At 48.6% G+C, this 13,482-nt stretch carries 9 protein-coding genes and 1 tRNA gene; 5 read left to right on the top strand and 5 right to left on the bottom strand.

Features of this window, described 5'->3' with window-relative positions:
- The 3 genes from OEY64_05560 to OEY64_05550 form a co-directional block, all read left to right on the top strand.
- Positions 1-1,285: tetratricopeptide repeat protein (locus OEY64_05560; protein MDH5542412.1), on the top strand; the 1,285-nt coding region annotated here is incomplete at its 5' end.
- 209 nt (positions 1,286-1,494) lie between these two features.
- Positions 1,495-3,561, top strand: a complete 2,067-nt coding sequence (locus OEY64_05555; GenBank protein ID MDH5542411.1) for a TonB-dependent receptor — start codon at positions 1,495-1,497, stop codon at positions 3,559-3,561.
- 242 nt (positions 3,562-3,803) lie between these two features.
- Complete coding sequence (locus OEY64_05550; GenBank protein ID MDH5542410.1) at positions 3,804-5,444, top strand: methyl-accepting chemotaxis protein; 1,641 nt, start codon at positions 3,804-3,806, stop codon at positions 5,442-5,444.
- On the opposite strand, the gene OEY64_05545 is transcribed toward OEY64_05550, so the two are convergent.
- Positions 5,441-5,959, bottom strand: coding sequence for a hypothetical protein (locus OEY64_05545; GenBank protein ID MDH5542409.1), 519 nt, complete (start codon positions 5,957-5,959; stop codon positions 5,441-5,443). The genes OEY64_05550 and OEY64_05545 overlap by 4 nt on opposite strands.
- Before the next feature lie 405 nt (positions 5,960-6,364).
- Here OEY64_05545 and OEY64_05540 point away from each other — a divergent pair, with 405 nt between their 5' ends.
- Complete coding sequence (locus OEY64_05540; GenBank protein MDH5542408.1) at positions 6,365-7,672, top strand: flagellar brake protein; 1,308 nt, start codon at positions 6,365-6,367, stop codon at positions 7,670-7,672.
- Positions 7,673-7,762: 90 nt separating this feature from the next.
- Here OEY64_05540 and acs read toward each other — a convergent pair whose 3' ends face one another.
- Positions 7,763-9,712 (bottom strand): acetate--CoA ligase, encoded by a 1,950-nt coding sequence (gene acs / locus OEY64_05535; GenBank protein ID MDH5542407.1) that lies wholly within the window; start codon positions 9,710-9,712, stop codon positions 7,763-7,765.
- 172 nt (positions 9,713-9,884) lie between these two features.
- On the opposite strand from acs, the gene OEY64_05530 reads away from it, so the two are divergent.
- Positions 9,885-9,961: transfer RNA gene (locus tag OEY64_05530), tRNA-Pro, on the top strand.
- Positions 9,962-10,005: 44 nt separating this feature from the next.
- On the opposite strand, the gene OEY64_05525 is transcribed toward OEY64_05530, so the two are convergent.
- From OEY64_05525 to feoB, 3 genes are all read right to left on the bottom strand, one after another.
- Positions 10,006-10,767, bottom strand: a complete 762-nt coding sequence (locus OEY64_05525) for a ZIP family metal transporter (GenBank protein MDH5542406.1) — start codon at positions 10,765-10,767, stop codon at positions 10,006-10,008.
- Positions 10,768-10,843: 76 nt separating this feature from the next.
- On the bottom strand, positions 10,844-11,509 hold the full coding sequence (locus tag OEY64_05520; GenBank protein ID MDH5542405.1) for a metal-dependent transcriptional regulator: 666 nt from the start codon (positions 11,507-11,509) through the stop codon (positions 10,844-10,846).
- Between the two features lie 6 nt (positions 11,510-11,515).
- Positions 11,516-13,459, bottom strand: coding sequence for a ferrous iron transport protein B (feoB, locus tag OEY64_05515; GenBank protein ID MDH5542404.1), 1,944 nt, complete (start codon positions 13,457-13,459; stop codon positions 11,516-11,518).
- Positions 13,460-13,482 lie beyond the last annotated feature (23 nt).

The following is a 13,482-nucleotide window of genomic DNA, read 5'->3' as shown; positions in this document are numbered from 1 at the left end:
TATCGGTACGGTAAACACCGACAAGCAGATCGAAATATTCAGACAGTTGGGAAATTTCGGCATTAGATACGCCTGTTTCATATCCCCCAACACGCTCCCTGAAAAAAACGCGGAGGAACTGCTGGACCATCTCGCAAAATACACCGAACTCCTCAATAACGGCTTCAAGGAAGCTGAATCAGGGCGTGACTCGCACGCAAAGACCAATGTTCAAAAACCGATGGATTATAAAAAATTCCTCCACGAAGGGGAGAAGCTTCTTGAAAATGGGGAATATGAAAAAGCGATAAAGATACTTACTAAGGCAATTGATATCGGCCCCAACGCAAAAACACTTGTCAAAAGAGGGGACGCCTATTACAGGATCGAACAGATCACCCAGGCGCTGAACGATTACAGAGAAGCAAACAGACTTGAGCAATCACTCCCCGAACCCTACGCCATGATCAGCACCTGCTGTTTCGCGATACTGAAGAAGGAAACTATCGTAAACAAACCGGAAGAGGTGAACAAATATTTTAAAATGGGGATGAAATATCTGCATGAAGCGGTAAAGCTTGCGGAAGCCATGGAATTCCGCCACAAGGATGCCCCTGAAATGGACATTAAAACTCCGTATAGCAAGATACTTACCGCCATCGTAGAAGCGGATTTCAGGAACATCGGTTTTTTCGATTTTGACGCCCAGATAGCCGACCTTTCCACCCGTATCTTAAACAAGGTAGACGGTCTCGATTTTTACGATTCGGTTTCCGACAAACATATATGCCTCGACAGAGCGATGCTGTTTGCGAGAAACAAAAAGTTTGAAAAAGCCGAAGAGATGATCTCTCTGATAATTTCCGAAAATCCCAATATGGCGCCGGCGGTATTGAATAAATATTCAACGGAACTGAGAAACAACGGCGTCCCGCAAAGGGCATTCAACAAATATCTTGAAATGCTTTCGCATGATATACCTGACAAAAAAACAATAATTGAGCTTATGAAGATCTCGGGTCTGCGTTACGCGGACAGCCTCAGGGAGACCGGCAAAACCGAAGAGGCAATTTCAGCCTATAAAAAGATTCTCGCTCACAGGCCAAGACAGATGGAATATGTACTATGCGATATGGCGATGGCATATCTGGAAATGCAGGATCAGGCCGGAGCTTCAAGAACGCTCATGGAAGCCGTATACATCAATCCGGCATTGACCAAAAATGAGGAATTTGCAAGATTCAAGGATTTGAAAAATATCTCCTCCGAAATGATTAAAAAGATAAACACAGCCTTCTCCGATTAATTTCAAACAAACGCCGCAGACAATTATGAGGCTTCAATGGACAGCGTTCCTTTTTCAGAATTTTTGGATATGGCCGTACTATAATCTATAATGAAACTGTACGAGATGGGGTCTCAGAAACAGGACACGCAGGTCCTTTTATCACTCAATTTGGATACGCGTATCATCATCTGAGAAAAGCCGGCAAAAACAAACAGCGACATACCGTTATGAAGAGAAAGCTTTTTGCGAAAGGGGAAATTGTGCTGATTCGATCCGGTTTGCTCAATGCAAAAATGCTGAATATCATTTTATTGACAGCGTTCCTTTCCGCGCCAACATACTTAATCGCTCCCGCATACGGAGAAGACATCGTTTCGGCAAGCTCTCATACGGACGCCGATTATTTCGAGATGTCGCTTAAGGACCTCATGGACATAGAGGTCTTTACCGCAGCCTCCCTGATACCGACTGAATATGTAAAGGCTCCGGGAACCATTTACAGTTTTTCCAAAAGAGACTTCACCAGGCTTGGCGTCAGAAGACTCGACGAGCTTTTACAATTCGTGCCGGGGATACAGACAAACCAATATCGAAAGAGGCACAAAACCATTTGGGGGCGCGGAATTATCGATCGTTACAACGACAAGATGATACTGATAGTGGACGGTGTCCAGGTGCGTCATCTCTATTACGGACATTTTGATGCCGGTGAGCAGGTGGCTCTGGAAAAAGTTGAGAAGGTGGAAATAATTCTAGGCCCGGCCTCAAGCATTTACGGGGCGAACGCCTTCGGCGGTATTATTTCGATCACCTCGAATGGATTTGCAAGCGAACCGAAACTCGACATTACCCTGGAAGCGGGCGATAACGATCGCGGAAAGACGACCCTCTCCTACGCAAGCGAGAGGGTGCAGTTTTTCGGGAGCTACCTTGAGCAGAGCGCGCCATACAGCGATGACAGGAAAAGTTTTATCGGCGGAGATGTACAACAGCCTCTGTTTGAATCTTTTTCCAATTTCGCCGTGAAGGTGAAGCCCGCGAAAGGGATAACCCTATCGGCAGACTACCAGAACAATAAAACTCCCTATCTTTTTATCCCCGATACACAGGATGCCCATATCGTGGAAGAGCCTCTTACGGTATCAGCTCTTTTTGAGCATGGCACTATTAGCGATGGCAGAATCGAGGCAAAGCTCTTTTTTACAAAGGATAACGTCAGGGAGTATGAGATAGAGAACGTCACCCGCCAGATAGCGATGCAGGAAAACCAGAACGGGGAAATGACAGGGGCGAATATCACCTGGTTCAGAAGGATATTCGACGAAGATACTATCACCATAGGCACATCCTGGAACAACGACAAAGCGGTAAAGATGGAAAACACCAGGTACTGGAATTTCAAAAAAGGTTTTCTCGACGAGCCGCAACACTCCGAGCTTTTATCCAAACCAGGTATTAACACAAACGATTACGCTCTCTTTGGACAGTACATCCACCCGGTAATGGAGAATCTCACACTTACTCTCGGGGGGCGATACGACAGATACGAGGCATTTGGAGACCATTCAAACTACCGGGGCGCGCTCGTTTATACACCGGCTCAAAATAATACGCTGAAGCTGATGTACGGCACCGCGATACGCACGCCGAATTACCGCGAATATTTAAAAGTGTTGGAGGGGACCGATTTTGTACCGTCCGTTCCAAACCCGGAAACAATGCATACAGTCGAGATTGGATACGATCTTCAAATGGAGAACTCGAACCTGGCCGCAACATTGTTCTCAAACAGCTTCGACAACTATATCCGGGAAACCCCGACACCCGACGGGCAGGATGAATACTTCGCCAACAGCAGTGAAAAGTGGAGCATGCACGGATTGGAGATGTTGTACATCTACCAACTGACCAGCCGTTTCTATATTCGTCTCGGAGGAGCATACCTGCAGGCCGAACGCTCGGAACAGGGGAAACTCCCGTACCTTGCGGAGCAGACGTCCAGCTTTGCGATAAATTACGCCTATCTGGACAATCACAACATCGGCCTTACGGCTCAATACAACTCCGCGCGCGCCGATACAAACAGCATTGCCGAGGATGATCCCGATGCGTTTACGATCGTGAGCCTGAACCTGTTCGGGAAGGTCTCGAAATATTTTTCATATTCAGCAGGCATTGACAATCTGGCAGATGAAAGAGTGTATGACCCGGCGGGCGATTTCGGCTCCAAGTATAATAATGAAGAGAGCAGGCGCGAGATATGGGCACGTATCAGTTCCCGATTCGATCTCTGATATCCAAGCTCCATTCATAGCCACTGCTAGCACTACGTTTCCCCACTAAATATAAAACTTATTTGAACTTTGATATTTGAATATTTTTAGATATAATCTTATTACGGTTACAAAACAGTTCATCAGTTCGTTGCCCAATGCATGCTCGCTAAGCGGTATGCATTTATCCGGGAAAAATGAAGATTAGGTTGCTAAAAGCAACAATGCTGACGTAGAAAAATTACTTTTTTCGAGGAGCAGGTATGTTTGCCAAATTCAGTTTGTCCCAAAAAATTATTCTGTTCATCGCTATATCAATAGCCGCTTCAACCACAGTGCTGGCCATCATTATCGTAAAAGATGTACGTAACGACGTTTTGAAAGAACTGTTTTTTAAAGCGAAGGCGATAGCACGCATGGCGGAAAACGCAAGAAATGCAACCGGAAACCTCGTCTCTAAAAACGCATTTAACACTGAAGTTCTCCTTGCCGAGGCACAAAAGTCCCTTGCCGGCTTGAAGACAGGTTCGCCTGAATTTTTCAATAAACTGAGAGAGACTACATATTACAATACGATCCCGGTTGTATCTGCCTTCAACGCGGCCCTGAAGGGGGCGGAAGAGAGCCACTTCAAATTCAAGCCTACAAGGTTTGATGCCAGAAATCCTGAGTATGTCCCTGTCACAGATATGGAGAAATCTTTGCTCCAAGAGTTGCAATCTACCAATGCTGGGGAAATTTCAGGGATTGATGAAGTGAGCAACAGCTATCGCTATTTTCGCGCAGTAAAACTGTCACAGGAATGCCTCGTTTGTCATGGAAACGCAAATGATGATCCAACCAGGCCTAATACAATAGATGACCCGCTTGGCTTTAAGAAAGACAATAAAAAAAATGGCGACCTTCATGGCGCGTTTCAGGTGATCATGGAATTGGAGCCGATCGACGAACATATGCGCAAAATTGAAATAGAGGCACTTATTATTACTCTGGTCACAATATTTTTTGCGTCGTTGGTTGTTGCATACATCATACGAAAATCGGTAATTCGTCCGATTGAAACGATTTCAAACGAACTGGCGGGAGGGGCAGAACAGGTAAACTCCGCCGCTACGCAAGTAAGTGAATCCAGCCAAAGCCTGGCGTCCGGCGCATCGGAACAGGCAAGCTCGCTCGAAGAGACATCATCATCGCTTGAACAGATTTCAACCATGACAAAGCAAAACGCCGAGAACGCCTCAATGGCGAATTCATTAATGAAAAACAGCAGGACATCAGTCGATACCGGCGTGCAATCAATGAACGAAGTCGTGCAATCGATGGACTCGATCAGCAAATCATCGGGTGAGATGAGCAAAATAATAAAGGTTATTGAGGAAATTGCGTTCCAAACAAACCTTCTCGCATTGAATGCCGCTGTCGAGGCGGCTCGCGCCGGCGAGCACGGCAAAGGTTTCGCTGTTGTCGCAGAGGAAGTACGAAACCTTGCCCAAAGGTCCGCCTCGGCATCCAAAGATACCGCGATTCTTATTGAAAACGCAGTTACGCAGGCTGGCACAGGAAGCAATATTGTCAAGAAGGCGTCCGAGGCATTGAAAACCATTGAAGAGAACGTTAAAAAAGCAGGGGATCTGATCAGCGAAATAGCCACTGCGTCAAACGAACAGGCGATGGGCGTGAACCAGGTAAATCAGGCGGTCAGCCAAATGGATAAGGTAACCCAACAGAATGCCGCAACTGCCGAAGAATCCGCATCGGCGGCAGAAGAAATGTCGGCTCAAGCCTACAACCTCCTGGCAACGATAGACGGTTTGAACGTAATAATTCACGGTGGAAATAGCAACGGAAACAACCGGGACAGGAGACTGAACAATCCAACTACAGTTAAAAAACTGACTTCCTAAAAACCGTCATTTTTTGGCAGTATCCTCAGGAAGGCCGGACTTAACTGCGGATGGCAGATTTTACACGCCTCCAGTAGGGTTGGAATATCGATGAAATAATAGCCCTTCCTCCCTGCCGGATGCGTAACATGGCATTGAACACAAAGCACCTTCACTTTCGGTTTATGCGCCGACATGCCATGAAATGTCTCCCTCCCCTTGTTCATGTATGCATGACAAACAACACAGTTCGCGTCCGGCATTAAATCGGGATCAAGTTTTTTTGGTTCTTTCGAATCTCCGAAAAAGTGATAAACCGTATTGGAAAATTCCAGCCATCCGATCTTTAATATCAGACCAGCGCTCCTTCCAGTGTGGCAGTCTTTGCATGAAAAACCTTCCCCTCCCTTCAGACGGTGCGCACCGGCAAGGTTCTCCGAAATATCTTTATTAAACCCCTTATGCTTTTCTTCATGGAGGGATTTGTTGTTAGCAAGATGGCAGGAAACGCAAAAATCCGGCCGCCGTTTAATCAAATCGGATAAAAACCACGCAGAAATCAATCCGGTCGAAAACATAACAATGAAAAGTGCGAATAACTTTATATATTTTTGAATTTGATATTCCCCGCCGACAATAATATTTCTTTAGATTTGTTATTTAACTCAATCGCGAACTTTTGGGACCTCCTATGATTTCTAATAATAGCACTCTCCACTACCCGATTAAATTAATCGCCAGATTCTCTCAACATAGTAGAAGCTTTTCCCGCCAATAAAGCTCGAGCGGCTTATAACTAAAATAACCATTTTAAACTCCGGTTTATCCAAAATACCTAGACTATAAAGCTTTCCGAATGCCTGAATTTACAGATAGTTACGACGACCATGACCAATGAGCCGTCATGTGAGCCGGTATTATTTGGTAAAATAAAGTCCATTATGCAAAATACGGCAATAGAACAAAAACCCAAAACGGCCGATGTTTTCCTAAAGGAATCCGATTTCCCCGTAGGCGAACCAATACAGATACTGGATGGTGAAAATAACTATTTCTCAACAATTCGAGGGGTCAAGTTCAAGAAATACGTTGTCATCGAAAATCCGGTCGAGCAGGATGTCCCGGTTGTCTTTGAGGAAAAATACCCCTTATCGTTTCGCTTTCTCCATTCAGGTAAAATTCACTCATTCACATCAAAGGTAGAAAAGCGTTTTGAAAAAGAAGGTCTGTTCCTGATCGAATACCCGCACAAATGCCAGAGGGTGAATCTCAGAAAAAACGAAAGAGTTAAGATCCTGCTCCCGACAACCGTCATCACTGACAGAGGAAAATCTCACTTCCAGGGGACGATTCTTGATCTTTCTCTCAGCGGTGCGCTTCTCGGCGTTGACCTCATCGACGGTATCGGAATTGAAAAATTTCGGGTTGGAGAAAAGATCAGGATCTCATTCATGTTACCCACTCTCGATTCGGTCGTAATAATAAATGTTGATGTAAAGAAATGCCGCAGGATGGGACATAAGACGCTGGTGGGGATAAGCTTCGACGCGCTCGAAAAAGGTTTGATGCGTGCGCTGGAAAAATTCTACAGCCAGTTCGTGACTTATCAATACAAGAGAGAGCCTGTCCTTTCCATCGGCCACAAGGTTACTGTCGAGATTGAAGGAACAAGCGCAGACGGCCGCGCAATGGGATGGCTCAAGGGGAAGAGAAACCTCCTTCTGCTAGAAATTCCCGAAGATGGGGAAATAGGTCCGGAAATGACGACAGGCGCTAAAGTTCTCATGCAGTATAAAACCCGCGGCTCAATATTCGTCGTGAATGGTCATGTTCGAGCATACCTGAAGGAAACATCTCTCTGGGAAATCGAGTTTGAAGAAAACATATTTTCAGAAACGGTACGTCACGACGAGAGATACAACTGCATGATGCCTTTGACTGTAACCGACGAAACGGGAACCTCCTCACTTGGTAAAGGGATGGTGCTCGACATAAGCATAAACGGCGCGAAGATGGTCTCGGTAAAGCCGTTTCCCCCGACCCACGACAACATGGTATTTGTCAACTTCCCTCTTCCAAAGGGGGGAGAGATGAAGGTCGTCCATGTAGAGATCATGCGTACCGAAAAAACTGCCGACAACTATATCTATGCCGGCAGATTCGATAACCTGCAGGAAGAAAACAGAATGAAGCTACAGAGCTTTTTCAGCTTCCACAAGGAGTGGGATGCGGTACAGAGCCTGAGCTAACAGGCTTGGGCGAATTCCCGTAGTGCCGGATACACGGAGGCAGGATGAGCCTGCCCCCGTGCTTTTTCCGGAATTCCAGTACCTCGCCCCCTACCCTTTTTCTTTTCTTACAGATATCAGCGATTCCACTACCGAAGGATCGGCAAGCGTGGATGTGTCACCGAGAGAACCATAATCGCCTTCGGCGATCTTCCGCAGTATGCGTCTCATTATTTTTCCGCTTCGCGTCTTCGGCAAGCCGTTCGTGAAATGGACAATATCCGGTTTGGCGATAGGACCTATCTCCCTGGCGACATGATCGCGCAATACTTTTTCAAGCTCAGGCGAAGGATTTACTCCGTTATTGAGAGTTACATACGCGTAAAGCCCCTGCCCCTTGATGTCGTGCGGAAATCCTACGACGGCGGCCTCGCCTACGTCGCTGTGAGCCACTAGCGCGCTCTCCACTTCAGCCGTTCCTATCCTGTGGCCCGACACGTTGATAACGTCGTCCACTCTCCCCATTAGCCAGTAATAACCGTCCTTGTCCACGCGCGCGCCGTCACCCGTAAAGTAGGAGCCGGGGTATTGTGAAAAATATGTCTCCCTGAATCTTTCATGATGACCATAAACGGTTCGCATCATTCCAGGCCACGGTTTCTTTATCACCAGGTATCCACCTTCGTTCGGTTCTGCCCTTGTTCCATCCTGTTTTATTACTTCCGGCTCCACGCCGAAGAACGGGAATGTCGCAGAGCCGGGCTTGAGAGGGGTAGAACCGGGTAGTGGAGTTATCAGGATTCCGCCGGTCTCCGTCTGCCACCATGTATCGACAATCGGGCAACGCCCTCTACCTACGTTCTGGTGATACCACATCCACGCTTCCGGGTTGATCGGCTCGCCTACCGAACCGAGTATCCGAAGCGACGAAAGATCATACTTCTTCGGCCACTCCTCGCCGTAGACCGAAAGAGCCCTGATTGCGGTCGGCGCGGTATAAAAGGTGTTCACCTTGTACTTGTCTACAACTTTCCAGAACCTCCCCGCGTCGGGATATGTCGGCACCCCTTCGAACATGAGAGTCGTCGCCGCGTTTGCCATCGGCCCGTAAACTATGTAGCTGTGCCCGGTCACCCAGCCGATATCCGCCGTGCACCAATATATGTCCTCGTCGTGATAATCGAAAATGTATTTGAATGTCTGCATCGCAAAAAGAATATAGCCGCCGGTTGTGTGAAGCACCCCTTTCGGCTTTCCGGTAGAGCCGGAAGTATAAAGAATGAAAAGCGGGTCTTCAGCGTCCATCGCCACCGGTTCGCACACCGATCCAGCAGGATGCTTCGCCATCTCCTCATGAAGCCATACGTCGCGCCCCGGCTTCATCTCCACTTTCCCGCCGGTATGTCTTACCACTATCATCTTTTTGATCGGAGAGCCGTCCTGGCATGCCGAATCCGATGTCGCTTTAAGGGGCACTACCTTTCCGCCGCGGTATCCGCCGTCGGCGGTTATCAAAACCTCGGATTCGCAATCCTCTATCCTGTTCTTCAGGGAATCTGCGGAAAAACCTCCAAACACTATCGAATGGACAGCTCCGATGCGGGTGCATGCAAGCATCGCCGACGCAAGCTCAGGGATCATCGGCAGGTAGATCGTTACCCTGTCCCCCTTCTTCACTCCGTTGGCCTTCAGCACCAGGGCAAAACGGTTTACTTCCGCCAAAAGCTCCTTGTATGTGATCTTTCTCGATTTGTTCTCGTCGTCACCTTCCCAGATGATAGCGACCTTCTCCCCCTTGCCGTTCTTCACATGACGGTCGAGACAGTTAGCGGAGACGTTCAGCTTTCCGCCTGTGAACCACTCTATTTTCGCGCTTACGAAATCCCAGCTTCGCACCTTGTCCCATTTTTTTACCCAGTCAAGTTCGTTCGCCTTTTCGGCCCAGAAACCTTCCGGATCGGAGATCGAGCGCTGATATTCCTTTTTATATTCCGCCATGGAAGATATGTATGCGCGTTTGGAAATTTCTGCAGAAGGGGTAAAAACCCGCCCTTCGCTCATCAAGGATTCTATCTCTTTTTTTGTCTCGGACATTTCCCCTCCTCAAATTCGGGCATTAGTGCGATACACAGGAGCTTTTCCTCTCAAGCGACTATTCTAACCGCAACCAATTCGGCAGGGCAATTTTTTTTAGCTTTTCACCCGTCTGTTATGTACTATGTATTTCTTGTGTCGGGACGTAGCGCAGCCTGGTAGCGCACTCCCTTGGGGTGGGAGAGGCCGCGAGTTCAAATCCCGCCGTCCCGACCATTTTAAAACTCCTGCAAGTCCCATACAGGGGTCTGCGCGCCCAACTACCCCAGGGCGACGTCGAGGATCATCATCACCGTAAAACCGACCATCAATCCCCCTGTTGCGTAATCGGAATTTCCGCTCGATTGCGCTTCGGGTATCAGCTCTTCCACGACCACGAATATCATCGCACCTGCCGCGAAGGAGAGAGCGTAAGGTAATACCGGTTGGGCAAGAAATACGACCGCCGCGCCTATCATGGCCGCTATCGGTTCCACCGCTCCAGAAAGCTGTCCATACCAGAAACTTTTTGAAGGGGAGAATCCTTCTCTCCGTAACGGCGCCGCTACCGCGAGCCCTTCCGGTATATTCTGAACGCCGATGCCAAGTGCGAGGGTGACAGCCGCGGCAAGGGTCGCTTCGGGATACCCCGCCGCCGCCGCACCGAAGGCTACGCCAACAGCCAGACCTTCGGGTACGTTATGCAATGTTATCGCAAGAACAAGGAGCGTGCTTTTCGGGAGCGAAGTCTTTACCCCTTCCGCGTTCTCGATCGGCTGGCTCACATGCAGATGCGGCAACAGCATATCGACAAGTCTCAACACAATACCTCCGCCGAGAAAACCGACAGCCGCCGGAAACCATGAAGGGATGCCTTCAACCTTTTCGGAAATTTCTATCGCCGGGGCGAGGAGCGACCAGTAGCTCGCCGCTATCATCACACCACCGGCAAAACCGAACATCGTATCGAGGGTCTTTCTCTCCAGCTCCCTCCCGATGAACGAAGCGGCGGCTCCAAGAGCGGTCATCGACCATGTAAACATCCCTGCAAGAAAAGCGAGCAGTACAGGACTCTGGTTTTCCAAGTTCACTGGCTACCTCACGCAAAAACTTCGTCTACTACATCCCCTTTGGACGCCAGACATTTATCTCTTCACCTATCGACTTGTCAAGAGCAAGGAGATTTCCGTCAATATCTACAACAAGCGCCGGGATCTTCTGATTCAGCATCACCTCTGTCCCCGGCGTCATTCCCATCGCCATAAGTTTTAGCATCCTTGTTTCATCGGTGCTGTTTATCGAAGCGACTTTCACCTTGATCCCAGTCTTTACCGCTGATAGCGGCAGTACCGCGCTTTGAAGTTTGTCGCTCTCCTTTTTACAACAATCGCCCTCCGGTATAGGGAGGCCATGAGGACACCTTTTCGGATGGCCGAGGAGGATACAGATGGAATCGACTATCTCCGGGGCGAGAATATGCTCAAACTCGCAGGCGGCGGACTCAATCTCGTCGGGCGCCTTCCCCAGCACGTCGGTAAGGAGCACCTCGGCAAGCCTGTGCCTCCTCATAATGTTCTCGGCAAGGCCGGTCCCCTTTTCGGTGAGTTCGACCTTCCCGCCGCCCAGGATCAGTACCCCTTCTTTTTGAAGCTCATCGAGATCTTTCTCATATCCCGCGGGGGGCTTATGCTCCTTCAACGCCTCGATAGTTTGGCTGTGGATCTCGCCAAGGTGATATACCAGCTCTATAAGCTCGTCCTTGCTATGCTTTTTTCTGTGATCCATAAAACCCTAAAACATCCTGATAATAAAATCGACAAAACCGCCGACCAGCACGGCGATAACGATAATCCCAACATTCATGGCAATGGCCCAGCGCGCACCCAGCTCCTTGAACATTACAATTGTATTTGAAGCGCATGGGATAAACAAAGTGATAACGACAAGTCCCACCACTGTCTGGTAGTAGTCCACTTCCGCGCCGTCCACCATGTCCTTGAAAAACACAGCGCCCACCTCGCGCCGGGAAAGGACAAGAATAAATACTTCCGTCATCTTCTCAGGAAGCGAAAGGAACCCGGTTACAACCGGGCTGAGCGCGTTTTCGATCATCCGCAAAAGGCCCGTGACCTTCAGCGTAAACATAGCTACGGCGGCCACCATAAACATCGGAACTGCTTCGCTTAAAAACCATTCCAGACGGAAATATGTTTTCCTGGCAACGTTTCGCATGTTTGGGAGGCGGAAGCGTGGGAGCTCTATTATGAAGTCGGCTTTCTTGTCGACCGGGACAAACGAATTCAATATAAGCCCGGAAATGATTTGGGTAACCATGACTGCCGAAATTACTATCAACAGCACCGAATAAGGCGCGGTCGCCATTATCGCAAGCATGATACCGAGCTGTACCGCGCATGGGAAACCAAGCGCGATAAGAAAGGTTGCAAGGATCCGCTCCCTTCTCGACTCCAGCATCCGGGTGGTCAGCGTCGCCATCGTGTTGCATCCGAACCCGAGCACCATCGGGAGGACAGCCTTCCCGCTTAGGCCGAGCGGCATCAACAATCTATTTAGAAGGATGCTCAGATTCGGAAGGTATCCGATATCCTCAAGGAGATTCAGAAGAAGGAAAAAGACCAGCAGTATCGGAACGACCGTCCCGATTGCATTCGCAATCCCCATTGTAAGGATACCGAAATCCCCCACCAGAAAATCCTTTAGAAGAGGATTAGCTATTAGTGATGCAACCCATTCGGCAGCTGGAATAAAAAGTATGCTGTCAAGAAATCCCGCCATCCACCCGGCGATCTTTCCAACACCTTCAAAGATGATCCAGAGAATGCCGAAAAGAATAGGCCACCCCCAGACCGGGTGGCGGGATATCTCAGCGAAAAAATCGAAAACAGTAGGGGATTTAACGGTATCTCTTTTCACGACAAGTGAGACGGTCTGATTTGCCCACCCTTCCCGGGAATTCAATATCGCCTTTCTCAGTGTGATCCTTGATATGACCCGGAACTTTTTTTCTACCGAGTCCAGAAGCGACCTTGCGGTAGGGCGGTTCTCCAGACTTGAATAGCGCGATTCGACAATATCCCTTCCGCTCTCAGGGTCCGACAGAAGGAGAAACAGTATCCCCTTAGCCATATCCATCCTGCCGGAGATAACCGCCTCAAGCTCCTTGATGGTCTCCCCCACAAATGCCGGATAAGCAATTGAAGGAGCAACCGGTTTCGCCGTCCTGCATACATTTTCAAGCTCCCTAAGGCCAAGGCCGTAGATAGCGGCGGTCTTCACTACCGGCATCCCTATTTTCGATGAAAGGAGTTCCGTGTTTATCTCTATCCCTTTCTTCTCCGCCTCGTCTATCTTGTTCAGACAAAACGCAGTAGGTATTGAAAGCTCAAGCACCTGCGAAAGAAGCACAAGACTCTGCTTCAAGTTTACAGCGTCGCCGCAGAAGATAAGCAGTTCCGGATTCTCTTCGAGAAGTATGTCGCGCGTTACCCTCTCGTCGTCGGACAGTACGTTTAGGGAAAAGATTCCGGGGGTATCGATGATCTCATACCTCCCGCCGGCAAAGTCCGCCTCTTTCCTTACTGCGGTGAAGGTTGTCTGCGAATAGTTCGAGACTATCGAATATGACCTGGAAAATTTATTGAACAGAATGCTCTTCCCGGCGTTGGCAGGGCCGACTATGACTATCTTTCTCCCGGGTGATTCTTTCTTTTCCATGGCTTTTCCCATTCTACCCTGTA

The sequence above is a fragment of the Nitrospinota bacterium genome, from assembly GCA_029881495.1.
Lineage (GTDB): Bacteria > Nitrospinota_A > UBA7883 > JACRGQ01 > JACRGQ01 > JAOUMJ01.
The sequence above is the reverse complement of the archived record's forward strand: the minus strand, read 5'-3'. Positions and strand labels throughout refer to the sequence as shown.

Coding starts and splice junctions, on each gene's coding strand:
- OEY64_05555 (MDH5542411.1), top strand. CDS start 1,495: ATGAAGAGAAAGCTTTTTGCGAAAGGGGAAATTGTGCTGATTCGATCC.
- OEY64_05550 (MDH5542410.1), top strand. CDS start 3,804: ATGTTTGCCAAATTCAGTTTGTCCCAAAAAATTATTCTGTTCATCGCT.
- OEY64_05540 (MDH5542408.1), top strand. CDS start 6,365: ATGCAAAATACGGCAATAGAACAAAAACCCAAAACGGCCGATGTTTTC.
- acs (MDH5542407.1), bottom strand. CDS start 9,712: ATGAGCGAAGGGCGGGTTTTTACCCCTTCTGCAGAAATTTCCAAACGC.
- OEY64_05525 (MDH5542406.1), bottom strand. CDS start 10,767: ATGTTTACATGGTCGATGACCGCTCTTGGAGCCGCCGCTTCGTTCATC.
- OEY64_05520 (MDH5542405.1), bottom strand. CDS start 11,509: ATGGATCACAGAAAAAAGCATAGCAAGGACGAGCTTATAGAGCTGGTA.
- feoB (MDH5542404.1), bottom strand. CDS start 13,459: ATGGAAAAGAAAGAATCACCCGGGAGAAAGATAGTCATAGTCGGCCCT.